This is a genomic window from Erwinia sp. QL-Z3, assembly GCF_004551645.1.
In the GTDB taxonomy this organism is placed as follows: domain Bacteria; phylum Pseudomonadota; class Gammaproteobacteria; order Enterobacterales; family Enterobacteriaceae; genus Erwinia; species Erwinia billingiae.
This window is the reverse complement of record NZ_CP037950.1, coordinates 3425302-3450726: the sequence shown is the minus strand read 5'-3', so window position 1 is coordinate 3450726 and position 25425 is coordinate 3425302. Positions and strand designations below refer to the sequence as shown.

The window sequence follows — 25425 nt, the reverse complement described above, 5'->3', positions numbered from 1 at the left end:
CAGGGTGAGGCCCGTTGCGAAACAGTAAACTATCACACAATTGATAAGAAAGATGCTGAGCAGTTTATCGGTTCACTGGTGTTTAAGCACCAACTTGTCATTAACTTCAACATCTCTTTACTAAAATTTGACGTAATGCTGACATAAAAAGAGACTTAAGGGAAATTGAATTATTTTATCCCGGGTGGGCAATGCGTTATTTAATATCATCCCATAAATCAAATGACGAATAAATGAGCTTTATCTGTAATTGCTTAGCACGCTAAATATAAGGCGGATCAAATTCGTCTTGCCTGCCAGAACACTTTTTTCCAGTAAACGTTATTTAAAGAAGAACGAATCACACCCTGGCTGGTTGAAGCATGAATAAATTGATCGTCGGTATCGTAGATCCCTACATGCAGACCATTTTCGCCACTGCCCGTTTTAAAAAAGACCAGATCGCCTGGCAGCAATTCATCTTTGCTAATGCGGGTGCCGATATCGGTTTGTGCCACCGTCGTGCGGGGAAGTTGCAGATCGAAACGATCGCGGAAGGTCAGATAGACAAAGCCCGAGCAGTCAACGCCACCCCTTCCCATGCCGCCATAGCGATAGGGCGTGCCGTGCCACTGGCTAAGCTGCTCATTCAGTTGGGCAATCACCGTAATTGAATCGGACAAACGCCCATTGGGTGGCGGTGCATGGCGACTACAGCCCGCAAGAATAACGACGATCAGCAACAGCCAGTAGCGCATAACGGAGATCCTTCTGAGATGACGACTTACTCTACCTGCAAACGGGGTTTTCAGACAACAATGTCCGGCTAATCAGAGGAATGTGGTGAGGATTTGGTGATTTTCCACACTCAGTCGCCGGAACGGCACGTCAAAGACCTTGCTCAGCCCTTCGGGTTGCAGAACCTCATCAACGGTGCCCTGCTGAACCAGCGCCCCCTGTTTCATCAACCAGACGCGGTGAGCGTGGTGCAAACTGTGGTTGATATCGTGCCCGCTCATGATAACCGTCAGCCCCTGCGCCACGCAGCTGGCCAGATAACCATCAAACGCGGCCTGCTGAGCCAGGTCCAGCCCGGTCAGCGGCTCATCAAGCAGCAGGAGTTTGCCGTCGGGCTGAGACATCTGAAATAACACCGCGGCCAGGCGAACGCGCTGCCATTCCCCTCCCGACAGTTGGCTCAGCGGTCTGGCCAGTTTATCCACCAGCTGGAAGGTCTGGCAGAGCGCCATCAGTGCCGCCTCATCGGTTACCGCATTGTGCAGCGTGAGGTAGTGCCAGACCGGCATTCTGCCAGCGGGCACCTGCTGTTGTGCCAGATACGCCCGCGTTCGTGCCAGCGCACTGTGACGCCAGGCTTGCAAAGGCTGCCCCGATAGCAAAATGGTCCCTTCTCCGGGCAGCATACCGGCCAGACAGGCCAACAGAGAGCTTTTACCGGCGCCATTCGGCCCCAGCAGATGGATAAGCTCTCCGGCGTTCACCTCAGCGTTAAATGGCGCAAGGCGCTGCTTAATGGCAACACCCTCACACTGCAACAGCATTTATTTTGCCAAAGCCTGTTTAATCGCACTCTCAATCAGCGGATCGGCGGGTTCCATATCCGGCGAGAAGCGCTGGATCACCGTGCCGTCGCGACCGATCAGGAACTTCTCGAAATTCCACAGGATGTCGCCAGGCTCTTTCGGCGCACGGCCTTTGCTGGACATGCGCTCGAGGAAACCACTGTTATCGGGTGCGCTGGCCGTAGGCTGCGCCGCCACCAGCTGTTGATACAGTGGATGACGATCCGGGCCATTGACCTCGATTTTGCTAAACATCGGGAAGGTCACGCCATAGGTGGTGCTACAGAAGGTTTTGATCTCTTCTGCGCTGCCAGGTTCCTGACCGAGGAATGCATTGCACGGGAAGCCCAGCACCGAAAAGCCTTTCTCCTGCCAGTTTTTCTGTAAGGCTTCTAACTGCTCGTACTGAGGGGTCAGCCCGCATTTGGATGCCACGTTCACCACTAACAGTACGTCGCCCTGCCAGTTCGCCAGAGAAGTCTGTTCGCCATCCAGCGTTTCCAGTTTTGTGTCGAAAATAGTCATCGAGTGTTCCTGTTCAGTAGAGAGTGAAAAAAGGAGGCCGCTATGGCCGGTTGCGTAACAGTAACCAGATAAAGACCGGAGCGCCGAGCGTTGCCGTCACCACCCCAATCGGTAATTCTGCCGAAGACATGGCGACTCTGGCCAGCACATCAGCGGCCAGTAATATCGCCCCACCAGCCAGCGCACAGGCAGGCAACAGCATACGATGATCGTTGATGCCATTGAGGCGCAGGATGTGCGGGATAACCAGCCCAATGAAGCCAATCGCGCCCGCCAGCGCCACGCTGACACCGGTGAGCCAGCCGATGCTCAACACCAGCAGATTGCGCCACATCAGTAAAGGCAGGCCTAACTGCCTGGCAGAAATTTCGCCCAGCGCAATCAGGTTCATCACCCGCCACAATGAGCAGAGCCAGATCAGCACCGGCAGCAACGCCAGCATTAACCAGCGATAACGCCAGTCTACGCCACTGAAACCGCCCATCATCCAGTACATCAACTGCCGTAAATCGAGATCGGTACTGAAATAGACTGCCCAGGTCATCACCGCACTGCAGATGATCCCCAGCGCCACGCCCGCCAGTAGCAGGCGGCTATTAGAAAGATGCTGACGAGAAAACCTGAGTAAGATAAGCGTGACCACCAGTGCGCCGAAGATGGCACACAGGCTGATTTGCCAGAGCCCGGCAGCACCGGCAAAAATACACAGCACCAGCCCAACCCCTGCCCCGTTAGAAACGCCTAACAGACCGGGTTCGGCCAGCGGATTTTCAAACAGCGCCTGCATCACCGCGCCCGCAACGGCGAGCGAGGCGCCCACCAGCAATACCGCCACCGTTCTTGGCAGACGCAGTTGCCAGACATACAGCGAATTATCCGGCATAAACCAGTCGACAGGCATCAACCAGCGATCGCCGGCTGACAAACTCAGCATTATCATCAGCAGGCTAAAGACCAACAAACCTGCCAGCCAGCGCCGCTGGTGCTGCCGGGCGCTTTTCATGTGTTCAGAAAGCAGCGTCATGGTTCACTTCATATGAAAAAGGCCGCATAAGCGGCCTTTTTGACTAGCAGAAATCAGTCTTCTTTCGGTGTTGCGTTCTCGACCCGGCTTTTCAGCTTCTGACCAGGACGGAAGGTAACCACACGACGCGCCGTGATTGGAATATCTTCACCAGTCTTGGGGTTTCGTCCCGGACGTTGGTTTTTGTCGCGAAGGTCGAAGTTGCCAAATCCTGACAGTTTCACCTGTTCACCGTTTTCCAAAGCACGACGTACTTCTTCAAAAAACAGTTCAACCAGCTCTTTGGCATCCCGTTTGCTAAGCCCCAGCTTCTCAAACAGGTATTCAGACATCTCAGCTTTTGTAAGCGCCATAGGTTCAATCCCTCAAGGATGCTTGGAATCGCTCTTTCAGTGCCTCTACGCATTTTGCAACGGTAGCGGCAATCTCATCTTCTTCGAGTGTCCGGGCGGTATCTTGCAAAATCAGGCTGATAGCGAGGCTCTTAAAACCTTCATTTACGCCCTTACCGCGGTACACGTCAAACAAGTTTACGCCAACTACCTGATTTACGCCAACTTTCTTACACTCTGTGATGATATCTGCTGCAGGGACGTTTTCAGCCACTACAACGGCGATGTCGCGACGGTTTGCCGGGAAACGGGAAATGCCGCTCGCATCAGGCAGGACGCGGTCTGACACCTTGTCCCACTCCAGTTCAAACACCACAGTACGGCCGTTAAGATCCAGTTTCCGTTCAAGTTCTGGATGCACCACACCGATAAATCCGATGCGATCGCCGCGTAAATAAATTGCTGCGCTCTGTCCCGGGTGCAAAGCAGGATTTGCTTCAGCGCGGAACTGAATCTCAGACAATTTACCGGTAAGTTCGAGGACGGACTCCAAATCACCTTTCAAATCATAGAAGTCAACTGCCTGACGCGCCAGATCCCAATGCTCTTCATTACGCGTACCGCTGATCACACCGGCCAGCATAACATCCTGACGAATGCCAAGGTTTGCCTGAGTATCAGGCACAAAGCGTAGGCCGCTTTCAAACAGACGCACACGGCTTTGCTGACGATTCTGGTTATACACCACCGCAGATAGCAGGCCCGTCCACAGCGAAAGACGCATCGCCGACATTTCAACCGAGATTGGGCTTGGCAGCACCAGATTCTCTTCGCCCGGGTGCAGCAACGCCTGGATCTTAGGATCGACGAAGCTGTAAGTGATCGCTTCCTGATACCCTTTATCGACCAGCATCGATTTCACGCGCTTGAGCGACAGATTCGCTTCGCGGTGCTTAGTCATAATCAGGCCGGCCTGCACCGGCACGTCTGGAATGTTGTTATAGCCATACACGCGAGCCACTTCTTCGACCAGGTCTTCTTCGATTTCCATATCGAAACGCCAGCCCGGCGCGACCGCCTGCCAGAAACCCTCACCTTCGGTCACTTCACAGCCCAGACGACGCAGAATGTCGCTGACTTGATCATCAGATACAACGTGGCCAATCAGACGGTCCAGCTTTTCACGGCGCAGCGTGATGGTGGCACGCTTTGGCAACGTCTCTTCATTGGTGACATCGATAACCGGGCCAGCTTCGCCGCCGCAGATGTCCAGCAACAGACGCGTTGCGCGCTCCATCGCCTTGAACTGCAGTTGCGGATCAACGCCACGCTCATAACGGTGTGAGGCGTCAGTATGCAAACCGTAGCTACGCGCACGTCCGGTGATGGAGAGCGGGTTGAAGAACGCGCACTCGAACAGCACATTGCGGGTCTCTTCGTTCACACCTGAGTGTTCACCACCGAAGATGCCACCCATGGCCAACGCTTTCTGATGATCGGCAATCACCAGCGTGTCCGCTTTGAGTTTGGTCTCGGTACCGTCCAGCAGAGTCAGCAGTTCACTCTCTTCTGCCAACCGCACCACGATACCGCCTTCGAGACGATCGAGGTCGAAAGCATGCATCGGCTGGCCCAGTTCAAGCAGCACAAAGTTAGTGATGTCGACAACCGGATCGATAGAGCGGATGCCACAACGACGCAGCTTCTCTTTCATCCCCAGCGGCGTTGCCGCCTTAACGTTAATGCCTTTCACCACCCGGCCCAGGTAACGCGGGCAGGCTTCTTTCGCGTCAACACGGATTGGGAAGGTATCCTGGACTGTTGCTACCACCGGTGAGATGTCTGGCTCAGTCAGGGTCATTTTGTTCAGTACGGCCACATCACGTGCCACACCAATAATGCCCAGGCAGTCCGCACGGTTCGGCGTGACGCTGATTTCAATGGTGCTGTCATCAAGCTTCAGGAACTCACGGATGTCCGTTCCAACCGCCGCATCCAGCGGCAGCTCAATAATCCCGTCATGATCGTCGGAAATACCCAGCTCAGAGAAGGAGCACAGCATCCCTTCTGAAGGTTCGCCGCGCAGCTTGGCTGCTTTAATTTTAAAATCACCTGGCAGCACGGCACCGACCGTCGCTACGGCGACTTTCAGTCCCTGACGGCAGTTAGGCGCGCCACAGACGATATCCAGCAGGCGATCGCCGCCCACATTAATTTTAGTGACGCGCAGTTTATCTGCGTTTGGGTGCTGGCCACATTCCACCACTTCACCCACCACCACGCCATGAAACGCCCCGGCGACAGCTTCAACGCCATCCACTTCCAGGCCTGCCATGGTGATCTGTTCTGACAGTGCTGCACTATCAATAGCCGGGTTAACCCACTCACGTAACCAGAGTTCGCTGAATTTCATTGGTTTGACCCGCCCTTATTTAAACTGTTTGAGGAAACGTAAATCATTTTCGAAGAAGGCGCGTAAATCGGTCACGCCATAGCGCAACATGGTAAGACGCTCCATACCCATCCCGAACGCAAAGCCAGAGTAAACTTCTGGATCGATGCCGACGTTTCGCAGAACGTTAGGGTGAACCATGCCGCAGCCCAGCACTTCCAGCCACTTGCCGTTTTTACCCATCACATCCACTTCGGCAGACGGTTCGGTAAACGGGAAGTAAGAAGGACGGAAGCGAACCTGCAAATCTTCTTCGAAGAAGTTGTTCAGGAAATCGTGCAGCGTGCCTTTCAGGTTGGTAAAGCTGATGTTTTTATCAACGATCAGCCCTTCCATCTGATGGAACATTGGCGTGTGGGTCTGGTCGTAATCGTTACGGTAGACACGGCCCGGGGCGATGATACGGATTGGCGGCTGCTGGTTCTTCATGGTGCGGATCTGCACGCCAGATGTCTGGGTACGCAGCAGGCGAGTCGCATCAAACCAGAAGGTATCGTGATCGGCACGTGCCGGGTGATGGCCAGGAATATTCAGCGCATCAAAGTTATGGTAGTCATCTTCGATTTCCGGGCCCGTTTCCACGGCAAAGCCCAGTTCACCAAAGAAGGTTTCGATACGATCGATGGTACGGGTTACCGGGTGCAGGCCACCGTTCTCGATACGACGGCCAGGCAGTGAGACATCAATGGTCTCTTCTGCCAGACGCGCATTTAGCGCAGCCGACTCCAGCGAGTCTTTACGCATGTTCAGCGCTTCCTGAACCTGCTGCTTGGCTTCGTTGATAACCGCGCCGGCTGCCGGGCGATCTTCCGCAGGCAGTTCACGCAATGTTGTCATCTGCAGCGTCAGATGTCCTTTTTTCCCCAGATATTCAACGCGTACCGTATCTAACGCGGCAACATCGTGAGCATCAGCGATGGCCGCTTTCGCGTTAACCACCAGTTCTGCGAGATGTGACATGCTTTCCTCTTCTTCCAGCCGCCGTGGCCGGTCTGTTTTTTTATGTGGACGAGCATTCGTCCGTTATCAGCTACGCCAGAAACAAAAAAGCCTCCACGGGGGAGGCTTTAAGCGCGATTTTTCGTTTCTTTTCTTTGCGCACAAGCCCCGATATTCAGGTGCTAAAGTAAAAAAAGAAACGGAAAATAGCAGCATTCATGCTTGCGATACCTTGTACAGAAAGAACGGGTGGTGCTTCAGTGAACAAAAAATAAAAGAGGGAGACAAGCTCCCTCTTCCACCTGACTTACGCCAGAGCTGTTTTCGCTTTCTCAACCAGTGCCGTGAAGGTCACTTTGTCGAAGACTGCGATGTCAGCCAGAATCTTACGGTCGATTTCAATAGAAGCCTTTTTCAGACCATTAATGAAACGGCTGTAAGACATTCCGTTAGTGCGTGCCGCTGCGTTGATACGCGCGATCCACAGCTGACGGAACTGACGCTTCCGCTGACGACGGTCACGGTAAGCATACTGACCAGCTTTGATAACAGCCTGGAAGGCAACGCGGTAAACACGTGAACGTGCACCGTAATAGCCTTTAGCTTGTTTTAAGATTTTTTTGTGACGTGCGCGAGCAACTACACCACGTTTTACACGAGCCATTTAGCTCTCCTGTTTAATATTCTGTTAAAAAAAAATAGACTTATGCGTACGGCAGGCAGGCAATAACCAGACCCAGATCGCCTTTAGAAACCATGCCTTTCGGGCGCAGGTGACGTTTACGCTTAGTAGATTTTTTAGTCAGAATATGACGCAGGTTAGCGTGTTTACGCTTGAAGCCACCAGAGGCGGTCTTCTTGAAGCGCTTGGCCGCGCCACGTACAGTTTTAATCTTTGGCATTTAAAAACATCCACTTCGCATTGTTAATAAAATGAATCAGACAGGCGAATAAAAGTCCGGGCCGAAGCCCGGACTTCGATTACTTTATGGCCTACTGCTTCTTCTTCGGAGCCAGCACCATGATCATCTGACGACCCTCGATCTTCGAAGGGAAGGATTCGACGATAGCCAAATCGATGTCTTCACACAGATCTTTACGGACGCGGTTAAGCACTTCCATGCCGATCTGCTGGTGCGCCATCTCACGTCCACGGAATCGCAGCGTGATTTTGGCTTTGTCGCCCTCTTCGAGAAAGCGAATCAGGTTGCGTAGTTTTACCTGATAGTCGCCATCATCGGTACCAGGACGGAATTTGATTTCCTTAACCTGGATAACTTTTTGCTTCTTCTTCTGTTCTTTAGAAGATTTGCTTTTTTCGTAAAGGAATTTGCCGTAATCCATGATACGGCAAACGGGCGGCTCGGCGTTAGGGCTGATTTCAACTAAATCAACACCTGCTTCCTCAGCTTTTTCCAAAGCCTCATTCAGACTGACAATACCAATCTGCTCGCCATCGACGCCAGTCAGTCGTACTTCTGTGGCGCGGATTTCTCTGTTAATGCGATTAGGACGCGCCGGTTGAACTCGTTTTCCGCCTTTAATACTTTATTCCTCCAATTGATGAAGATTGCGACTGCGAATTTCGTCTTGCAGCTTCGCGATCACTTCGTTTACGTCCATGCTACCCAGGTCTTTACCACGGCGGGTGCGAACGGCAACTTTGCCAGATTCCACCTCTTTATCACCACAGACCAACATATACGGGACACGTCGTAAAGTATGCTCACGGATTTTAAAGCCAATCTTCTCGTTTCTCAAGTCCGCTTTTGCACGAATGCCCGCATTCTGCAGTTTTCGGGTCAATTCTGCAACATATTCGGACTGGCCATCGGTGATATTCATCACCACAACTTGTACTGGAGCCAACCAGGTCGGGAAGAACCCGGCATACTCTTCGGTCAAAATACCGATAAAGCGCTCCACTGAACCCAGAATTGCACGGTGGATCATCACCGGCACCTGACGCTCATTATTTTCCCCAATATATGAGGCACTCAGACGGCTCGGCAATGAGAAGTCGAGCTGAACGGTACCACACTGCCATGCGCGATCCAGGCAGTCATGCAGGGTAAATTCAATCTTAGGACCGTAGAAAGCGCCCTCTCCCGGCTGATATTCGAACGGAATGTCGTTCTCTTTCAGCGCGGCAGCCAGATCGGCCTCGGCGCGATCCCACTGTTCTTCAGTACCGATGCGTTTTACCGGACGGGTAGACAGCTTCACCACGATTTTTTCAAATCCGAAGGTGCTGTACATGTCATACACCATGCGGATGCAGCTATTTACTTCAGTACGCACCTGCTCTTCTGTACAGAAGATATGGGCATCATCCTGAGTAAAGCCACGCACACGCATCAGACCGTGCAACGCGCCTGATGGCTCGTTACGGTGACAGCTACCGAACTCCGCCATACGTAACGGCAGGTCGCGGTATGATTTTAGACCCTGATTGAAAATCTGCACGTGGCCTGGGCAGTTCATTGGCTTGATGCAATATTCACGGTTCTCTGAAGAGGTGGTGAACATCGCTTCTTTGTAGTTTTCCCAATGCCCTGTTTTTTCCCACAGCACGCGGTCCATCATCAATGGGCCTTTCACTTCCTGATAGTCATACTCAGTCAGCTTGCTGCGCACAAAGACTTCCAGCTCGCGGAAGATGGTCCAGCCGTCATTGTGCCAGAACACCATGCCCGGCGCTTCTTCCTGCATGTGATACAGGTCAAGCTGCTTACCGATTTTACGGTGATCGCGCTTGGCCGCTTCTTCCAGACGCAGTAAATAGGCAGCCAGCTGCTTTTTATCTGCCCAGGCAGTGCCGTAAATGCGCTGCAACATTTTATTGTTGCTGTCGCCACGCCAGTAAGCACCAGAAATTTTCTGCAGCTTAAAGTGGTGGCAGAAACGCATATTCGGCACGTGCGGACCACGGCACATATCGACATATTCTTCATGATGATACAGACCAGGCTGGTCATCATGGCTGATGTTTTCATCAAGAATGGTGATTTTGTACGTTTCGCCACGTGCAGCAAACGCATCACGCGCTTCCTGCCAGCTCACTTTCTTCTTGATGACATCGTAATTGGTTTCAGCCAGCTGGTGCATACGCTTTTCCAGCTGCTCAATGTCTTCCTGGGTCAGGGTACGGTCGATATCAACATCGTAATAGAAGCCGTTGTCGATTACTGGACCAATAGCCATCTTGGTGTCAGGCCACAGCTGTTTGATAGCGTGTCCCAGCAGGTGAGCACAAGAGTGACGAATGATCTCAAGACCGGCTTCATCTTTTGCGGTAATGATAGCGACATTGGCATCCTCGGTGATCGGATCAACCGCATCCACCAGTTCACCATTCACGCGGCCAGCAATACAGGCTTTCGCGAGGCCAGGACCGATGTCCTGAGCAATGTCCATCACGCTGACGGCGTGATCAAAAGAACGCTGACTTCCATCAGGAAGAGTAATAACGGGCATTTTACATCCTTAATTGCAGTGGTAACCCATACGCAAGGCTACATACAAAAGTAGTATTTAATTTGTACATCAAGGACTTTGCACTTGAAACCCACTCACATTTGTCGGTTTGGTACAGAGTCTGGTACACATATTCAAAAGTGTCTGTTTAACAAAAACTTCTGAGGGACGAACATCTTACACGCTATGCATCCTACGTCAAAGTATGAACACCGTGAGTTCTTGTCGGATAAGTAAAAGATGGGGACGAAAAGAAGAATGACAACAGGTAAGCGGAGGAAGAGCTTGAAGGTTTAAAGATTCGGGCCGATGAACTCGGCCCGGAACGCATTACATCGCGTAGGACAACATGATGGTGGTCTTGGTGTCGGTTTTGTCTGGAGCAGAATCAGGTGGGTTCTGGTTCCAGGTCACGTTGTAGGCCAGCTTCAACGAGAAGGACTGGTTGATAGCAACCTGCAGACCGGTTTCGGAGTTGACTGTCGTATCGTCACTACCCAACACGGAAACACCCTGAATGAACTTGGTGGTATCGGTCAGCTGCCACTGGTAGCTCAACGCACCGTATGCCAGCGCGGTGGTATCGTGGCCACCGTCATGATAATCGTCATAACGCACGCCCGGACCGGCTTCCACACGCAGCGAGTGCACCGGGCCGTTCAACAGCTGACGACCATAACCTGCCGCCAGGAATGAACGACCGTCGTAACCGTTGAAACGGTCGCTGAGCCAGCTAGCCTGACCGAACAGGTAGTCATAGCTGTTCATGTTGTAACGTGTACGGCCACCAACCTGGTACGTTTCTGAAGAACGCTCGTCGTTAGACGATGTATTGCTGGCGTTGCCCCACAGGCTGTAAGCGGTATTTGGCTGATACCAGGTCATGTTGGTATTGGCGGTCAGCGAGGAGCTGGTGGTGTTACCGGTTTGTGCCAGGTAACCCGCCGACGCACTCCCATCAAAATCCTTCTTTGCCGTGGAAGGGTCATCCATGACCGTAAAGACGTTGTTGTCTGCCAGAGCTTGATGGCAAATAGCTCCCCCGGAGAGCAAAAGAACTACAGACAGCTTGTTAAGCGCTTTCATTAAGTGTGACCCATACGACAGTTTAAAAAAGAGTGAGTCTGAAGGGTTTTGCAGGACGATCAATGCCTTTTACTGTAAGAAACGTAACATTTTATGAAATCGCTCTTTTTACCTGGCGCATTGGCAAATTCAGACTCTGAATGAGAGGATTCTCATTAACGCGGCGAAGTATAATGGTTATTTAGGCATTATCCAGCATTGAGTAAATGAGATTTTTCTTTGAAGGGGGCTTGAAAGATGTCATTTGGTGTCAAAACATCTCTCAATGTTAATAATGGCGTAGGGGTTTGTCCGCGCTAAAAGTAAATCAATAAAAAAGGACGACCGTTACGGATCGCCCTTTTCTCATCAGACCTACCTCAGGTATTCCTGAAAATCAGGTTGCCGGTGCCTGAGCACCCAACACGCCCTTCCCTAACGGCACTTTGGTGAAGCGAGTGACAATTTCTTTCCAGGTGTTAGCCGGGTCAAGTTCCGTAAACTGCTGCGGATAGATGAACTTCGCCAGGTACTCAAGTCCGACAATATTGTACGGATGGTTGTAGAAGTTGTGATACAGCCCGTAGAAGCGATGGTTGCTGATGGCGGATACCTCAGAGAAGCCGGGACGCTGCTTCATCTTATCGAAAGCCTGATCGACCTGCGCCTGCGTCACGTTGTAGCCGAATGGCACGGCCGCATTGTTTTTACTGGCCCACTGCGATCCAGAGACGATATAGACATCGGGTTTCATGGCGATTACTTTTTCCAGCGAAATATCGCCAGTGGCGCCCGGCAGCAGCCCGGAACCGATATTTTTGGCACCAACCGCCTCCACCATCGCACCCCAGCCCACATGGGCATGAGTAAAGCAGCAGGACTCAAGGCCACCCAAACCGGCTTTGGCTTCGATGAACACCTGCGGTTGCGGCTTAACGTCGCGGGTCTTATTAATGATGGCCTGATAATGCTGCTGATAAAAATCGGTATAGGCCTTCGCTTCGGACTCACGGTTCAGCGCCACGCCCAGTGACGTGATGCTTTTCGGGGTGTCGACAACCGGCTGCTCAAAGGTGTCAATAAACAGCACCGGGATGCCGAGCTGTTTCATTTTATCCAGCACGCCGCCCTGGCTCAGCGAAGGTTTAGAGCGCAGCTGGGCAATCATCAGGTCAGGATGTTCGGCGACCACACTTTCCAGATTCACCTCACCTTTGTCGCTGAAGCCCATATCGATGATCTTTTTGGCTTCCGGCCAATTCTTCTCCATCAACTCCCACGTCGGTGCATCACTTTTCTTCAGCAGGTTGTTCCAGGCAACCAGACGCTGGAAAGGATCGTCACGGTCCAGCAGCGCCAGCGTCAGAATATCGCGGCCATCCTGTAGCACGACCCGTTTCGGCTCCTGCTTCAGCGTAACCTGTTGGCCATCGCTGTCGGTAAGGGTCACCGGATAGGTGGTGGCAACGGCAGAGAAAGTGGCGGTGGAAAGCGCCAGCAATGAGGCAAGCAGGGAGAATTGAGGCTTCAGTAGCACGTCGGGCTCCGGAATGAACGTCAAAAGAAAGGGCCACAATAGTAATGATTATTACTTGCATTGGCAACATTCCCCCGGCCGGGATCCCCTTTCCTGCCGATGGGCTATGCTGAAAATCACGGATTAACAATGAGGTAAATTATGAGTGCTTCTGATATTGCGCAATACGTCGTGACCTTACGTTATCAGGAAGAAGGCCTTTCAGACGTTCTGGAACTTAATAGCGTGCTGACCAACGGCGGTTTCAGTACTTCGCTGACCGATGCGGATGGCACTTCCCATCAGCTGGGTACCAACAGCTTCGGCATTACCAGCCCGCAGGATAAAGAGAAGATCCGCGAACAAGCAGAAAAACTGGCTGAAGTGGCGTTAGGTCAGAAACCTGAGGTCGAGGTTCAGACCTTTGAAGCCTTTTTGCAGAACAATAAAAGCTAAGGTTGTGTAAAAAATGCGCCATGCTTTGCGCAGGCGCTGGTTTTGATTATTCTTTAAGCGCTATTATCCGTTAGTCCTGCAAGACACAGCGAAAAGAGGAAACCGCCATGTGGTCAGCCATTAGTCGTCTGTTGAGTGAGCAGTTAGGCGATGCTGAAATCAGCCAGCGTACGGAGTTACCGGGTGGCGACGTTCACCCGGCATGGCATATTCGTTATGGCGAGTATGATGTCTTTGTGAAGTGCAACAGCCGCGACATGCTGAATCTTTTTGCCTGGGAGGCCGATCAGCTGCAACTGCTGGCGCGCACCAAAACCGTTCGCGTACCGGCCGTCTATGGCGTCGGCAGCGATCGCGAAGTGAGTTTTTTGCTGCTGGAATACATTCCGCTACAACCGCTCGATCGGCACAGCGCCCACCAGCTGGGTCAGCAGCTGGCCCATCTGCATCAGTGGAGCGAGCAGGCGCAGTTCGGTCTCGACTATGACAACAACCTCACCACTTCCCCTCAGCCCAACAGCTGGCTTAAACGCTGGTCCATCTTCTTTGCTGAACAGCGTATTGGCTGGCAACTTCAGTTAGCCGCCGAAAAAGGCATTCAGTACGGCGATATCGAGCTGATTATCCGTTGCGCGCAAACCGCATTAGGGAGCCATCATCCTCAACCTTCTCTGCTTCATGGCGATCTCTGGCCTGCCAACTGTGGTGGCAGCAGCACTGGACCGTGGATCTTCGATCCTGCCTGCTATTGGGGCGACCGCGAGTGTGATTTAGCGATGCTGTCGTGGTATGCGGATTTGCCGTCGGAAATCTATCAAGGCTATGAATCCGTCTGGCCGCTGCCGGCAGATTACCTTCAGCGTCAGCCGGTGTATCAGCTCTATTATTTGCTTAACCGGGCGAATGTCTTTGGTGGGCACTGGTTTGGCGAGGCCCAGCAGGCGGTAGGTGCGCTGCTGGATGCCGATGAACAGGGCAAGAAAAATGCCCGCCCGGCCTGAAGTGTGCTTCAGGCCGGTCTGTCAGAAGATAAAGCCGAGCAGCTTAAGGACGAAGTAACCCGCCACCGCAATCACGATGGGTAAGATATACAGGGGGAAAAACTGCAGGAAAATCGTGTGACGTGGCACGATAATTTTCTCTTCCAACTGCTGGCGGCTGCGCCCTTCTGGCCCTTTCGCATTCTCCAGGATCACCTGATCCTCAATCCCTTCACGCAGATGGCGCGACTGTCGCCACATTCTGGCGCCGGAAGCCTGTAAGGCCAGCCCGACGAAGATCAGCCAGTAGACAATCCAGAAGGTGACGTTGCTGCCGTGATTAAAATCGGGCTGCGGTGAATTATTCCAGAACGCATTAAGAAACCCGGTGTTGAAGCGGATCATATCGATCATCACATGGGAGAAATCCTGCATCACCGCATTAATCCCTTCGCGCTTTTCCCGGCTCTTCTCGAGGAAGGTCATCAGTGAAATCAGCGTTGAAATGAGCGCCGGAATAAAAATAATCCAGCCAGCGACTCGCTTGAGGATCGCGACCCGGCCAGCTTGTTGATAAGTCATGCTTTCTCCTGACTAAGGTTTGAGGTGATAAGTTTACCTTCAGGTAGCGAAATGTGCCTGAAAAAAGTCGCCATGTCGCGTTAAAAGGGGAAGAACCGCCGCAAGCGGGACAATGTTGTCGGTGAAAGCTTCATGCTATGGTGAGGTAAATTTTCAAAAGGAGCCGCAAAATGTCATATTCCCGCCCCGTCCTTGCCGCCATCTTTGATATGGATGGCCTGCTTATTGATTCTGAACCGCTATGGGATCAGGCTGAGCTGGACGTGTTTTCCACGCTGAATATCGATTTGACCCGTCGGAATGAGTTGCCCGATACGCTGGGTTTGCGCATCGATCAGACCGTCAGAATGTGGCATGAAGCGCTGCCGTGGAGCGGCCCTTCACAGGAAGAAGTTACCCAGCGGATTATTGCCCGCGCGCTGCAGTTAGTCGAAGACAGCCGGCCTCTGCTGCCGGGCGTGGAGCAGGCATTAAAGCTGTGCAAAGCCGAGGGCTTGAAGATCGGCCTGGCGTCCGCTTCACCGCTGCATATGCTGAATCGCGTGCTGGAGATGTTCAATCTGCGCGACTACTTTGACGTGATTGCCTCTGCTGAAGCCCTGCCTTACAGCAAGCCGCACCCACAGGTTTACCTCGATGCCGCCGCCGGATTAGGAGTAGACCCGCTGAATTGCGTCACCTTAGAAGATTCGATTAACGGTATGGTGGCAACCAAAGCCGCCCGCATGCGTTCAATCGTTATCCCGGCGCAAGAACATGCTGATGATGCCCGCTGGTCGCTGGCGAACGTTAAGCTGGCTTCGCTTAGCGAACTCACCTCCGCGCACCTGCACGGCAGGTAATCCACACCCGGGGCCGGGTTTCTGCCCGCTCCGGTCTGATTTTTGGCCCGAAATCGCCCGCGCCACATCCTTCCTGCTGTTAACCCCTTCAATAACGTAAAAATAGTCATCTTTAGTTACAGGGTAACGTATAGTTTCTACTGTATATATCCCCTATACTGTATACATCGACAGTTCAGCAGCCAGGTGTTCCCATGACGGCCGAAGGCCATCTCATTTTTGCTATTGCCAGTGCCATCTTTGCCAAACGCGCCGACCTGACGCCGGAACTGGCTAACGGCGACTGGTGGCATATCGTGCCTGCGACACTGCTGACCTGCCTGCTGCCGGATATCGATCACCCCAAATCTACCCTGGGGCAACGCTTCAGATGGATTTCGCAACCTGTCGCGCGCGTGTTTGGACACCGCGGTTTTACCCATAGCCTGCTTGCGGTTCTGGGTGGCGTGGCGCTATTCCATTTGAAGGTCCCAACAGACTGGGTGATCCCCGCCGATGTCTTTCAGGGATTAGTACTGGGATATCTAAGCCATATCGCCGCCGATATGCTGACCCCTGCCGGCGTCCCTTTATTGTGGCCCTGCCGCTGGCGGTTTCGCCTGCCGCTGTTAAGGAGCCAGAAAGGCAATCAGTTAGAGCGCGCGTTATGCCTCGCACTGGTGGGTTACGCCATGTGGTTTCCGCAGGGAATGCCCCCCTTTGGTGCGTCCGGCTGGCCCGCGCAAATGGTTAATTCGGTGCAAAGCGGCATGAACCGGCTGATAAACTCGCAAAACGCCCATTAAACACCCAATTAAACGCAAATCGTTATAAGCCATATTTTTTGGATATATGGCAGCACCAGTTTGAGCTGATACCATTCACGCACGTGTCGTACTTGGTACGCGATAAAAATTATCTGAAGCTTACCGGCGTAGGGAATTACGCCATATTGACTGGAGAACTGGGGATGAACCTTCCATTACTCGCTAACCTGGCCGCGTTTGTTGCCCTGTTAGTGATCCTCGCCAAAACCGGCGGCGCCAACTGGAGCCTGTCGAAAAAAGTCCTGGTGGGACTGGTGCTCGGCGTGCTGTTTGGCCTGGGCCTGCACACTATTTATGGTTCTGACAGCCCGGTGCTGAAAGAGTCGATCAGCTGGATTAACATTGTCGGCAACGGCTATGTGCAACTGCTGCAAATGATTGTGATGCCGCTGGTCTTCGCCTCGATCCTGAGCGCGGTTGCCCGTCTGCATAATGCCTCGTCGTTGGGCAAAATCAGCGTACTGACCATTGGCGTGCTGCTGTTTACCACCGCCATCTCCGCGTTGGTAGGGGTGTTTGTGACCTGGCTGTTTGGTCTGAATGCCACCGGCCTGGTGCAAGGTGTGCAGGAAACCGCGCGTCTGGCTGCGTTGCAAAATAACTATGTAGGCAAGGTGGCTGACCTCTCCACGCCTCAACTGCTGCTCTCCTTTGTGCCGAAAAACCCGTTTGCTGATTTGACCGGCGCAAGCCCGACCTCAATTATCAGCGTGGTGATCTTTGCCGCCTTCCTCGGTGTTGCTGCTCTGCATCTGCTGCGCGACGACAAACCGAAAGGTGAACGCGTGCTGGCTGCCATTGACGTGCTGCAGGCATGGGTGATGAAGCTGGTGCGTTTGATCATGAAGCTCACCCCATTTGGTGTGCTGGCGCTGATGACCAAAGTGGTTGCCAGCTCCAACGTGAACGACATTATCAAGCTGGGCGGCTTCGTGGTGGCGTCTTACCTCGGTCTGGCGATCATGTTTGCGGTACACGCGCTGCTGCTGTCGGTGAATGGCGTGAATCCACGCCGCTTCTTCCGCAAAGTCTGGCCGGTGATCACCTTCGCCTTCACCAGCCGTTCCAGCGCCGCCACCATTCCGCTGAGCGTTGAAGCACAGACGCGTCGTCTTGGCATCCCGGAATCCATTGCCAGCTTCTCCGCCTCGTTCGGTGCCACCATTGGCCAGAATGGCTGTGCGGGACTCTACCCAACCATGCTGGCGGTAATGGTTGCACCAACCGTTGGCATCAATCCGTTTGATCCAATGTGGATTGCCACGCTGGTCGGCATCGTTACGCTGAGTTCAGCGGGTGTGGCCGGTGTTGGCGGCGGAGCGACCTTCGCGGCGCTGATTGTCCTGCCAACCATGGGCTTACCGGTGACGCTGGTCGCATTACTGATCTCCATTGAACCGCTGATTGATATGGGCCGCACGGCACTGAACGTCAACGGCTCGATGACCGCCGGTACGCTGACCAGCCAGTGGCTGAAGCAGACCGATAAAACGTTGTTAAATGCCGATGCAGATAACGACGTGGAACTGGCGCACCGTTAATCTCCACACGGGCTGGCACACTGCTGGCCCGTTCTGTTTTATCCCACCAAACATCCTGTCATGATTCCCCCGCCGCATATCCCTGCACTTTCCGGGCGTACCCGCGTCCCTGTTCTATAGTTACTGGAGTCTGAAACGACAATTGCAGGAGTAAGTGAGCATGTCGAAAGAAACCGATAACAAGGAACTGAGTCATAATGCGCCCTCTACCGGCCCCGATTCTGCGCGGCCAGGTATGGATTCACTGGCCCCTGAAGATGGTTCACACAAGCCGCTGGCTGAACCCACCGCGCCAGGCAAACAGCCTACGGCACCCGGCAGCCTGAAAGCACCTGATACCCATAACGCCAAGCTTGATTCGCTGGAGACCTTCCGTAAAGGAGGTGAAAACTTCCCGCTGACTACTAATCAGGGCACCCGCATCGCCGACGATCAAAACTCCCTGCGTGCCGGAACCCGTGGCCCAACGCTGTTGGAAGATTTTATCCTGCGCGAGAAAATCACCCATTTTGACCACGAACGGATCCCCGAGCGCATCGTCCACGCCCGTGGCTCGGCGGCTCACGGCTATTTTCAGCCCTACCGGGATATGAGCGAGATCACCAAAGCGGACTTCCTGCGCGACCCGGAGCGGATCACGCCGGTCTTTGTGCGTTTTTCTACCGTGCAGGGCGGTGCGGGATCGGCTGATACGGTAAGAGATATTCGTGGCTGGGCGACAAAGTTCTATACCGATGAAGGCGTGTTTGATTTAGTCGGTAACAACACACCGGTCTTCTTTATTCAGGATGCGCATAAATTCCCTGATTTTGTCCATGCGGTTAAACCTGAGCCCCACAATGAAATTCCGCAGGGACAAAGTGCCCACGACACCTTCTGGGATTATGTGTCGCTGCAACCTGAAACGCTGCATAACGTGATGTGGGCGATGTCCGATCGCGGCATTCCCCGCAGCTATCGCACCATGGAAGGGTTTGGTATCCACACCTTCCGCTTTATCAATGCCGAAGGGAAATCCACCTTCGTGCGTTTCCACTGGAAGCCCGTTGCCGGGAAGGCATCGCTACTGTGGGACGAGGCGCAAAAGCTGACCGGGCGCGATCCGGACTTCCACCGCCGCGACCTGTGGGAAGCGATTGAAGCCGGCGACTACCCGGAATATGAACTTGGCGTGCAGCTGATCGCCGAGGAGGATGAATTCAAATTTGACTTCGATATCCTTGATGCCACCAAGCTGATCCCGGAGGAGCTGGTGCCGGTGGAGCTGATTGGCAAGATGGTGCTCAACCGCAATCCTGATAACTTCTTTGCCGAAACCGAACAGGTGGCCTTCCATCCTGGCCACATTGTTCCCGGCATGGACTTCTCCAACGATCCGCTGCTGCAGGGCCGGCTGTTCTCCTATACCGATACGCAAATCAGTCGCCTTGGCGGGCCAAACTTCCATGAGATACCGATAAACCGCCCGGTTTGTCCTTATCACAACTTCCAGCGTCAGGGCATGCACCGGATGGACATTGATACCAACCCGGCGAACTACGAGCCGAATTCAATCAATGATAACTGGCCGCGCGAAACGCCCCCTTCACCGCACCGCGGCGGCTTCGAGAGCTATCAGGAGCGGATTGAAGGCCACAAAATCCGCGAGCGCAGCCCCTCATTTGGTGAGTATTACTCGCAGCCTCGCCTGTTCTGGAATAGCCAGACGCCGGTAGAGCAACAGCATATTGTGGATGCCTTCTCGTTTGAGCTCAGCAAGGTCGCGCGTGAATATATTCGCGAGCGGGTAGTGGATCATCTGGTGCATATCGATATTTCCCTGGCAAATGGTGTGGCCGAGCACCTGGGGATCTCCCTTTCCGAAGAGAAGATGCACACCGCGCCGCCGAAGGATGTAAACGGGCTGAAAAAGGACGCCAGCCTGAGTCTGTATGCCGTTCCCAATGGCACCATTAAAGGTCGTCAGGTTGCACTGCTAATGAGTGATGGTGTGATTGCGGCGGATACGCTGGCAATCCTGATGGAGCTTAAGCAACACGGGGTTCACGCCAAGCTGATTGCGCCCCATATGGGCCAGGTTCGGGCCGATGATGGCTCAGATTTGCCGATCGATGCCACCTTCAGCGGACTGCCGTCACTGACCTTTGATGCGGTGATCGTGCCGGATGGCAATATTGATGCGCTGCTGCTGAGTGGCGATGCGCGTTACTTCCTGCTGGAAGCCTATAAGCACCTGAAAGTGATCGGCCTGAGTGGCGATGCCCGGCGCTTCAAATCCCAGTTTGGTCTGGCTGACGATCAGCAGGAAGAAGGCATCATTGAAGACAGTAAAGCCGAAGGCGTGTTCATGAGCGAGTTCCTCGCAGCGATGGGTGCGCACCGCATCTGGTCACGCAGTCAAAAAGCGTTGAGCGTACCGGCTTAACGATCGGGAAGTTGCGGTATTAGCTGAGGTTTTAGTCAACACAACGTCGTGATATGACAGGCTTGATGGAGGAAGCGTTAAGGAAGTGTTAAGCACTGTTAACAAGCCACAATAGCGGCCCACTTGCTCTTGCGTTTTGACTGGCGCGGCGTAATGTTAGCGTCAGTCAGAACCAGGAGGATCCTTATGAAAAAGGTGATGAGTGCACTGTTAGTTGTAACGTTGTTGTCGCCTGCGCTGGCCTTTGCCCACCCAGGTGGCTGGGGACCGGGCCCAGGTCCTGACTGGCATGGCGATCCAGGACATGGATGGCACGGTGGCCACGGGCCGGACCACCTCTCTTTCCTGCCAGAAGCGGCAGCTGCGGTGTTGATCGGCGGCCTGACCTATTACGCGTTGAACGGTAACTACTATCAGCGGCAGAACGACAACACCTATGTGGTGGTGCAGCCTCCGATTGAGCGCGTCAGCGGCGATATGCGCTCACTGGATTACAACGGCGAACGTTTTTATGTGCAGGATGGCCACTACTACCGTCGCGACATCGACGGTCGTTATCTCGAAGTGCCTCGCCCGCCGGGCCTGTAACTTGCAAAAAAAAACGGTCACCCGAAGGTGACCGTTTTTCATTAAGCGGGTGCGATTACTGAGCCGCTTGCGGATCGGTATCGTACTCTTTACAGCTCTGGAAGCCATAGTTCATCACACGGCCAGTATCACTGTAGCTGACGAAGTAAGTCTGGATTTTGCCATCACGCTCGCCGAGCACATAGCTCTGGCAAGTACCACGGGCATGGACCATGGTGATTTCGGTAGAAGGAGGACCGGCAATATCACGAACCTGCTGGCGGGTCATTCCTTTCTTCACGTCCTGAACAACCGGTTTGGTCACGTAGCTTTCTGCACGGTCATAGGCCGAACAACCAGACAACACGGCCAGAGCCACCGCAGCACCAATAAATCCCGTTACTTTATTCATGTTTTTATTCCTCGTTTATTTTCCATGTGAGGATAAGCCTGGTACATAAACGCTGATTTATCAACTTTATGGCAGCAAATTGCCCAAAACACTTCGCCACCGAACCTCCGCAAGCCTATAATGCCGGCGTTGAGAATGAACGTTCGCTCTCACCCCGCTATCCCGCAGGTTTTCGCTCACCCGCGAACCGCTTACCGGCTTGAGGTCATGATGAGTACCCCAAATGAAGCCCGCGATGCCCGCCATCGTCAACGCCAGGATGAAATTATCGCCGCCGGACGGCGTTGTTTTCGTCGCTCTGGATTTCATGCTGCCAGTATGGCGCAGCTGGCGGCTGAAGCTCGCCTGAGCGTTGGGCAGATTTATCGTTATTTCACCAATAAAGACGCGATTATTGCTGAGATGGTGAAGAGGATCATCGATAGTCGGCTGGTCCATATCGAAGAGACCACCACCTCGCTCAACCTGCCGCAGCTGCTGGCATGGCGGCATGCGCTGGATGAGGATGATGAAGCCTTGATGCTGGAAGTCGCCGCCGAAGCGACCCGCAACCCGGCGGTAGCCAGAATGATGGTGGAAGCCGATGAGCGGATGTTCACTCATGCCTGCCAGAATGTGAAAAAAAGCCATCCCGACCTCGACGATGAGCATATCCGCGCCTGCGTGGAAGTGTTTGCCGTGCTGGCCGAAGGTACGTCGTATCGCCGACTGACGCCTCAGAAAGCGTCAGCGGAAAGACTCTTCGCCTTATACCAACAATTTATGGACCACCTTTTTAAGACAGAGGAAAAATGACAACTGCACACCGTAACCGTATTGGCTATGCCATTACGCTTGGACTTCTGGCGGCTCTCGGGCCGCTTTGTATCGATCTTTATCTTCCTGCCCTGCCGTCTCTGGCAAAGGATTTGCAGACGCCAACCGCCACCGCGCAGTTAAGCCTGACCGCCGGCCTGATCGGCCTGGGATTAGGTCAGCTGATCTTTGGCCCGATGAGCGACAAGTTTGGCCGCATCAAGCCGCTGCTAATCTCGCTGGTGCTGCTGCTGATTGCGTCAGTAGGCTGCGCGCTGGCACAGAATATCAACCAGCTGTTGCTGGCGCGTCTGTGTGAAGGGCTGTTCGGTGCCGGTGGCGCAGTGCTGTCGCGCGCCATTGCCCGTGATATGTACAGCGGTCATGAGCTGACGCGCTTCTTTGCCCTGCTGATGCTGGTGAACGGCCTGGCCCCGATTGCCGCCCCGGTGATGGGCGGCGCGTTGATGGCCGTACTGGACTGGCGCGGGCTGTTTATGGTGATTGCCGCCATTGCCGCGCTGCTGTTTGTGCTGGCAAAAGTGAAGCTGACCGAAACCTTGATCCCCGAAAGGCGCAGCCAGGGCAGCATTTTTTCTGCCTGGGCCGCGCTGGGCTCGGTGATTAAACACCGTCCCTTTATGGGCTTCTGCCTGACGCAGGGCTTTATGATGTCCGGCATGTTTGCCTATATCGGCGCCTCGCCTTTTGTCCTGCAGCAGCTGTACGGACTGTCGCCTCAGGCCTTCAGTTTCTGCTTTGCGGCCAACGGCGTTGGTCTGATCCTTGCTTCACAAATCAGTGCCCGCCTGAGTCCGCTGTTTGGCGAATATCGCGTGGTTAAAGGTGCCTTAACGCTGGCTTTCGTCTCCTCCGGCACCCTGCTGATTACCGGGCTGACCGGCGCGGCGTTACCGATGGTGCTGGTGGCCCTGTTCTTCAGCGTGGCCAGTAATGGCGCGGTGGGTGTGGCGGCAGCATCACTGGCGATGCAAAGTCAGGGACATCGCGCCGGCAGTGCTTCAGCGGTGATGGGCGTCACCATGTTTACGCTTGGCGGCATCGCTGTGCCGGTCACCGGCATCGGCGGCACCTCGGTGCTGACCATGACGGCGACCATTTTTGGCTGCTATATGCTGGCAATCACACTGTTTTTACTGCTGACCCAAAAACCGAAAACGTCTGATTAATCAGTAGAAGGTGGCGAAACAACAGCATTGATTCTTGTTGTTTCGCCCCGGTCGCGTTAGTTTTACCGCAGACGTTTTTTAACTGCCGCGGATCGCGCGGAACGAATCTGAGGAGAGGTAAATGGCTCTGCAACAGGAAATTATCGAAGCGCTGGGCGTTAAGCCCACCATTGAGGTTAAGCAGGAAATTCGCACCAGCGTCGACTTTCTCAAGTCGTATCTGAAAACCTATCCCTTTATCAAGTCTCTGGTACTGGGCATCAGCGGCGGTCAGGACTCCACCCTGACTGGCAAACTGAGCCAAACGGCAATCGCCGAACTGCGTGAAGAAACCGGCGACAGCGCTTACCAGTTTATTGCCGTGCGTTTGCCTTATGGCGTGCAGGCGGACGAGCAGGATTGCCAGGATGCCATCGACTTTATCAAGCCGGACCGCGTGCTGACGGTCAATATCAAAGAAGCGATTCTGGCCAGCGAGAAAGCCCTGCGCGATGCCGGCGTGACGCTGTCGGACTTTATTCGCGGTAACGAAAAGGCCCGCGAGCGCATGAAGGCGCAGTACAGCATTGCCGGGATGAACGCCGGTGTGGTGGTCGGAACGGACCATGCCGCAGAAGCGGTGACCGGCTTCTTCACCAAATACGGTGATGGCGGCACCGATATCAACCCCATCTTCCGTCTGAACAAAGGCCAGGGCAAACAGCTATTAAAAGAACTGGGCTGCCCGGAACATCTCTACCTGAAACAGCCGACCGCCGATCTGGAAGATGACCGTCCAGGCTTGCAGGATGAAGTCGCGCTGGGTGTCACCTATGAGATGATCGACCAGTATCTGGAAGGCAAAACCATTGACGATGCCGCCGCCAAAATCATTGAAGGCTGGTATCTGAAGACCGAGCACAAGCGTCGCCCACCGATTACCGTGTTCGACGACTTCTGGAAGAAATAACCCTCACCTCGTCACTCCGGGCGGTCCTCACCGCCCTTTTTCATCATAACGGACTCTGATGGCACTGACACCGCAACGGGCAACCCTGACTGGCCTGTGCGCCATAGTTTTATGGAGCACCACCGTAGGGCTGATCCGCAGCATCTCTGAATCGCTTGGCGCCACCGGCGGCGCAGCATTGATCTACAGCGCCAGCGCGCTGTTCCTGTGTCTCGCTCGCGGCCTGCCCCGCTGGCGCAATCTGCCTCCGCGCTATTTATGGTGGGGCGGCGCGCTGTTTGTCAGCTACGAAATCTGTCTGGCGGTGTCGATCGGTCTGGCCCACAACCGCCCGCAGGCGCTGGAGCTGGGGATGATCAATTACCTGTGGCCCAGCCTGACCATTGTCTTTGCTATCCCGTTTAATCAGCAACGCTTTCGTTGGTGGCTGTGGCCAGGCCTGGCGCTGGCGCTGGGCGGCATCGTCTGGGTACTGAAAGGCCACAGCGTCTGGACGCCACAGCTGTTGTGGCACAACGTGATGGACAACCCGCTGGCCTATGGCCTGGCGTTTTTCGCCGCGATTGCCTGGGCGCTGTATAACAACGTTACCCGTCGTTATGCCGAAGGTCAGAGCGGCGTCACCCTGTTCTTCCTGATCACCGCGATAGCGCTGTGGCTGAAATTCGCCATTGGTGGCCAGCCGGAGCCGATGCATTTCTCCCCCGGCGTGGTGGCTGAAGTGCTGTTTATGGCCGCCTCCACCGCCATCGCTTACTCCGCGTGGAATGCCGGCATTCAGCATGGCAACATGACGCTGCTGGCCACCGCATCGTACTTTACGCCGGTGTTCTCTGCGTTGCTCGCCACGCTGTGGTTACAGCTCACGCCCGCCTTCAGCTTCTGGCAAGGCGTGGTCATGGTAACGTTGGGTTCGCTGATTTGCTGGCGCGCCACGCGATAACTGGCGCTTTTTTATCCGCAGACGTCCTGCTACACTGTACAAGTA

The 25425-nt window shown here is 54.0% G+C and carries 27 protein-coding genes and 1 other annotated feature; of the genes, 11 read left to right on the top strand and 16 right to left on the bottom strand.

Annotated features, from left to right (window positions below):
- Positions 1–278 precede the first annotated feature (278 nt).
- The 14 genes from E2F51_RS16700 to E2F51_RS16635 form a co-directional block, all read right to left on the bottom strand.
- Entirely contained in the window at positions 279–737 is a 459-nt protein-coding gene (locus E2F51_RS16700; RefSeq protein ID WP_134824000.1) for an NlpC/P60 family protein, read from the bottom strand.
- Between the two features lie 72 nt (positions 738–809).
- Positions 810–1541 (bottom strand): vitamin B12 ABC transporter ATP-binding protein BtuD, encoded by a 732-nt coding sequence (gene btuD, locus E2F51_RS16695; protein ID WP_134823999.1) that lies wholly within the window; start codon positions 1539–1541, stop codon positions 810–812.
- Positions 1542–2087 carry a glutathione peroxidase gene (locus tag E2F51_RS16690; RefSeq protein ID WP_013201910.1) on the bottom strand — a complete coding sequence of 182 codons (546 nt, stop codon included), beginning with the start codon at positions 2085–2087 and terminating at the stop codon, positions 1542–1544.
- 40 nt (positions 2088–2127) lie between these two features.
- Positions 2128–3111 carry a vitamin B12 ABC transporter permease BtuC gene (gene btuC, locus E2F51_RS16685; RefSeq protein WP_013201909.1) on the bottom strand — a complete coding sequence of 328 codons (984 nt, stop codon included), beginning with the start codon at positions 3109–3111 and terminating at the stop codon, positions 2128–2130.
- A 53-nt stretch (positions 3112–3164) separates the two neighbouring features.
- Entirely contained in the window at positions 3165–3464 is a 300-nt protein-coding gene (gene ihfA / locus E2F51_RS16680) for an integration host factor subunit alpha (RefSeq protein ID WP_004157378.1), read from the bottom strand.
- A 4-nt stretch (positions 3465–3468) separates the two neighbouring features.
- Positions 3469–5856 carry a phenylalanine--tRNA ligase subunit beta gene (gene pheT, locus E2F51_RS16675; protein WP_134823998.1) on the bottom strand — a complete coding sequence of 796 codons (2388 nt, stop codon included), beginning with the start codon at positions 5854–5856 and terminating at the stop codon, positions 3469–3471.
- 15 nt (positions 5857–5871) lie between these two features.
- Positions 5872–6855 carry a phenylalanine--tRNA ligase subunit alpha gene (gene pheS / locus E2F51_RS16670; RefSeq protein ID WP_053143492.1) on the bottom strand — a complete coding sequence of 328 codons (984 nt, stop codon included), beginning with the start codon at positions 6853–6855 and terminating at the stop codon, positions 5872–5874.
- A gap of 80 nt (positions 6856–6935) precedes the next feature.
- Positions 6936–7059 (bottom strand) — a sequence feature (Phe leader region).
- Complete coding sequence (gene pheM, locus E2F51_RS23965; protein ID WP_001386830.1) at positions 7010–7054, bottom strand: pheST operon leader peptide PheM; 45 nt, start codon at positions 7052–7054, stop codon at positions 7010–7012. Its footprint overlaps the feature before it by 45 nt.
- Positions 7060–7141: 82 nt before the next feature.
- Entirely contained in the window at positions 7142–7498 is a 357-nt protein-coding gene (rplT, locus tag E2F51_RS16660; protein ID WP_013201905.1) for a 50S ribosomal protein L20, read from the bottom strand.
- A gap of 40 nt (positions 7499–7538) precedes the next feature.
- Complete coding sequence (gene rpmI, locus E2F51_RS16655) at positions 7539–7736, bottom strand: 50S ribosomal protein L35 (protein WP_004157374.1); 198 nt, start codon at positions 7734–7736, stop codon at positions 7539–7541.
- A gap of 91 nt (positions 7737–7827) precedes the next feature.
- Positions 7828–8379 (bottom strand): translation initiation factor IF-3, encoded by a 552-nt coding sequence (gene infC / locus E2F51_RS16650; protein ID WP_071822113.1) that lies wholly within the window; start codon positions 8377–8379, stop codon positions 7828–7830.
- Between the two features lie 3 nt (positions 8380–8382).
- The gene (gene thrS / locus E2F51_RS16645; protein ID WP_013201903.1) at positions 8383–10311 is read right to left on the bottom strand and encodes a threonine--tRNA ligase; all 1929 of its coding nucleotides are present in this window, start codon (positions 10309–10311) and stop codon (positions 8383–8385) included.
- A gap of 330 nt (positions 10312–10641) precedes the next feature.
- Positions 10642–11397, bottom strand: a complete 756-nt coding sequence (locus E2F51_RS16640) for a YdiY family protein (protein ID WP_013201902.1) — start codon at positions 11395–11397, stop codon at positions 10642–10644.
- 376 nt (positions 11398–11773) lie between these two features.
- Positions 11774–12907: an ABC transporter substrate-binding protein gene (locus tag E2F51_RS16635; protein ID WP_371732190.1), complete on the bottom strand. Its 1134-nt coding sequence runs from the start codon at positions 12905–12907 to the stop codon at positions 11774–11776.
- A gap of 147 nt (positions 12908–13054) precedes the next feature.
- Between E2F51_RS16635 and ghoS the strand changes: the two genes are divergently transcribed.
- Both ghoS and E2F51_RS16625 read left to right on the top strand, forming a co-directional pair.
- Positions 13055–13348, top strand: coding sequence for a type V toxin-antitoxin system endoribonuclease antitoxin GhoS (ghoS, locus tag E2F51_RS16630; protein WP_134823997.1), 294 nt, complete (start codon positions 13055–13057; stop codon positions 13346–13348).
- Positions 13349–13455: 107 nt separating this feature from the next.
- Entirely contained in the window at positions 13456–14349 is an 894-nt protein-coding gene (locus E2F51_RS16625) for a fructosamine kinase family protein (protein WP_134823996.1), read from the top strand.
- Positions 14350–14370: 21 nt separating this feature from the next.
- Here E2F51_RS16625 and E2F51_RS16620 read toward each other — a convergent pair whose 3' ends face one another.
- Positions 14371–14910: a YniB family protein gene (locus E2F51_RS16620; RefSeq protein WP_053143495.1), complete on the bottom strand. Its 540-nt coding sequence runs from the start codon at positions 14908–14910 to the stop codon at positions 14371–14373.
- A 170-nt stretch (positions 14911–15080) separates the two neighbouring features.
- Here E2F51_RS16620 and hxpB point away from each other — a divergent pair, with 170 nt between their 5' ends.
- The 5 genes from hxpB to E2F51_RS16595 all read left to right on the top strand — a co-directional run bounded on the left by hxpB (position 15081) and on the right by E2F51_RS16595 (position 21112).
- Complete coding sequence (gene hxpB, locus E2F51_RS16615) at positions 15081–15752, top strand: hexitol phosphatase HxpB (protein WP_134823995.1); 672 nt, start codon at positions 15081–15083, stop codon at positions 15750–15752.
- Positions 15753–15946: 194 nt separating this feature from the next.
- Positions 15947–16537 (top strand): metal-dependent hydrolase, encoded by a 591-nt coding sequence (locus E2F51_RS16610; RefSeq protein ID WP_134823994.1) that lies wholly within the window; start codon positions 15947–15949, stop codon positions 16535–16537.
- Between the two features lie 164 nt (positions 16538–16701).
- Positions 16702–18099, top strand: a complete 1398-nt coding sequence (locus tag E2F51_RS16605) for an L-cystine transporter (protein ID WP_053143498.1) — start codon at positions 16702–16704, stop codon at positions 18097–18099.
- A gap of 160 nt (positions 18100–18259) precedes the next feature.
- Complete coding sequence (katE, locus tag E2F51_RS16600; protein WP_134823993.1) at positions 18260–20524, top strand: catalase HPII; 2265 nt, start codon at positions 18260–18262, stop codon at positions 20522–20524.
- Positions 20525–20710: 186 nt separating this feature from the next.
- Positions 20711–21112 (top strand): DUF6515 family protein, encoded by a 402-nt coding sequence (locus E2F51_RS16595; RefSeq protein WP_013201893.1) that lies wholly within the window; start codon positions 20711–20713, stop codon positions 21110–21112.
- 55 nt (positions 21113–21167) lie between these two features.
- Here E2F51_RS16595 and osmE read toward each other — a convergent pair whose 3' ends face one another.
- Entirely contained in the window at positions 21168–21503 is a 336-nt protein-coding gene (gene osmE, locus E2F51_RS16590; protein WP_013201892.1) for an osmotically-inducible lipoprotein OsmE, read from the bottom strand.
- 210 nt (positions 21504–21713) lie between these two features.
- Between osmE and E2F51_RS16585 the strand changes: the two genes are divergently transcribed.
- The 4 genes from E2F51_RS16585 to yddG all read left to right on the top strand — a co-directional run bounded on the left by E2F51_RS16585 (position 21714) and on the right by yddG (position 25380).
- Positions 21714–22298 (top strand): TetR/AcrR family transcriptional regulator, encoded by a 585-nt coding sequence (locus tag E2F51_RS16585; RefSeq protein WP_134824894.1) that lies wholly within the window; start codon positions 21714–21716, stop codon positions 22296–22298.
- Positions 22295–23488 carry a multidrug effflux MFS transporter gene (locus tag E2F51_RS16580; RefSeq protein ID WP_013201890.1) on the top strand — a complete coding sequence of 398 codons (1194 nt, stop codon included), beginning with the start codon at positions 22295–22297 and terminating at the stop codon, positions 23486–23488. The genes E2F51_RS16585 and E2F51_RS16580 overlap by 4 nt, the downstream gene beginning before the upstream one ends.
- A gap of 121 nt (positions 23489–23609) precedes the next feature.
- A complete protein-coding gene (gene nadE, locus E2F51_RS16575) occupies positions 23610–24437 on the top strand; it encodes an ammonia-dependent NAD(+) synthetase (protein ID WP_013201889.1) in 828 nt (275 codons plus the stop codon).
- Between the two features lie 58 nt (positions 24438–24495).
- The gene (yddG, locus tag E2F51_RS16570) at positions 24496–25380 is read left to right on the top strand and encodes an aromatic amino acid DMT transporter YddG (protein ID WP_013201888.1); all 885 of its coding nucleotides are present in this window, start codon (positions 24496–24498) and stop codon (positions 25378–25380) included.
- Positions 25381–25425: the final 45 nt, after the last annotated feature.

Excerpts from the sequence above, each read along its gene's own strand:
- E2F51_RS16700 (WP_134824000.1), bottom strand. The coding sequence starts at position 737 with ATGCGCTACTGGCTGTTGCTGATCGTCGTTATTCTTGCGGGCTGTAGT.
- btuD (WP_134823999.1), bottom strand. The coding sequence starts at position 1,541 with ATGCTGTTGCAGTGTGAGGGTGTTGCCATTAAGCAGCGCCTTGCGCCA.
- E2F51_RS16690 (WP_013201910.1), bottom strand. The coding sequence starts at position 2,087 with ATGACTATTTTCGACACAAAACTGGAAACGCTGGATGGCGAACAGACT.
- btuC (WP_013201909.1), bottom strand. The coding sequence starts at position 3,111 with ATGACGCTGCTTTCTGAACACATGAAAAGCGCCCGGCAGCACCAGCGG.
- ihfA (WP_004157378.1), bottom strand. The coding sequence starts at position 3,464 with ATGGCGCTTACAAAAGCTGAGATGTCTGAATACCTGTTTGAGAAGCTG.
- pheT (WP_134823998.1), bottom strand. The coding sequence starts at position 5,856 with ATGAAATTCAGCGAACTCTGGTTACGTGAGTGGGTTAACCCGGCTATT.
- pheS (WP_053143492.1), bottom strand. The coding sequence starts at position 6,855 with ATGTCACATCTCGCAGAACTGGTGGTTAACGCGAAAGCGGCCATCGCT.
- rplT (WP_013201905.1), bottom strand. The coding sequence starts at position 7,498 with ATGGCTCGTGTAAAACGTGGTGTAGTTGCTCGCGCACGTCACAAAAAA.
- rpmI (WP_004157374.1), bottom strand. The coding sequence starts at position 7,736 with ATGCCAAAGATTAAAACTGTACGTGGCGCGGCCAAGCGCTTCAAGAAG.
- thrS (WP_013201903.1), bottom strand. The coding sequence starts at position 10,311 with ATGCCCGTTATTACTCTTCCTGATGGAAGTCAGCGTTCTTTTGATCAC.
- E2F51_RS16640 (WP_013201902.1), bottom strand. The coding sequence starts at position 11,397 with ATGAAAGCGCTTAACAAGCTGTCTGTAGTTCTTTTGCTCTCCGGGGGA.
- ghoS (WP_134823997.1), top strand. The coding sequence starts at position 13,055 with ATGAGTGCTTCTGATATTGCGCAATACGTCGTGACCTTACGTTATCAG.
- E2F51_RS16625 (WP_134823996.1), top strand. The coding sequence starts at position 13,456 with ATGTGGTCAGCCATTAGTCGTCTGTTGAGTGAGCAGTTAGGCGATGCT.
- E2F51_RS16620 (WP_053143495.1), bottom strand. The coding sequence starts at position 14,910 with ATGACTTATCAACAAGCTGGCCGGGTCGCGATCCTCAAGCGAGTCGCT.
- hxpB (WP_134823995.1), top strand. The coding sequence starts at position 15,081 with ATGTCATATTCCCGCCCCGTCCTTGCCGCCATCTTTGATATGGATGGC.
- E2F51_RS16610 (WP_134823994.1), top strand. The coding sequence starts at position 15,947 with ATGACGGCCGAAGGCCATCTCATTTTTGCTATTGCCAGTGCCATCTTT.
- E2F51_RS16605 (WP_053143498.1), top strand. The coding sequence starts at position 16,702 with ATGAACCTTCCATTACTCGCTAACCTGGCCGCGTTTGTTGCCCTGTTA.
- katE (WP_134823993.1), top strand. The coding sequence starts at position 18,260 with ATGTCGAAAGAAACCGATAACAAGGAACTGAGTCATAATGCGCCCTCT.
- E2F51_RS16595 (WP_013201893.1), top strand. The coding sequence starts at position 20,711 with ATGAAAAAGGTGATGAGTGCACTGTTAGTTGTAACGTTGTTGTCGCCT.
- osmE (WP_013201892.1), bottom strand. The coding sequence starts at position 21,503 with ATGAATAAAGTAACGGGATTTATTGGTGCTGCGGTGGCTCTGGCCGTG.
- E2F51_RS16585 (WP_134824894.1), top strand. The coding sequence starts at position 21,714 with ATGAGTACCCCAAATGAAGCCCGCGATGCCCGCCATCGTCAACGCCAG.
- E2F51_RS16580 (WP_013201890.1), top strand. The coding sequence starts at position 22,295 with ATGACAACTGCACACCGTAACCGTATTGGCTATGCCATTACGCTTGGA.
- nadE (WP_013201889.1), top strand. The coding sequence starts at position 23,610 with ATGGCTCTGCAACAGGAAATTATCGAAGCGCTGGGCGTTAAGCCCACC.
- yddG (WP_013201888.1), top strand. The coding sequence starts at position 24,496 with ATGGCACTGACACCGCAACGGGCAACCCTGACTGGCCTGTGCGCCATA.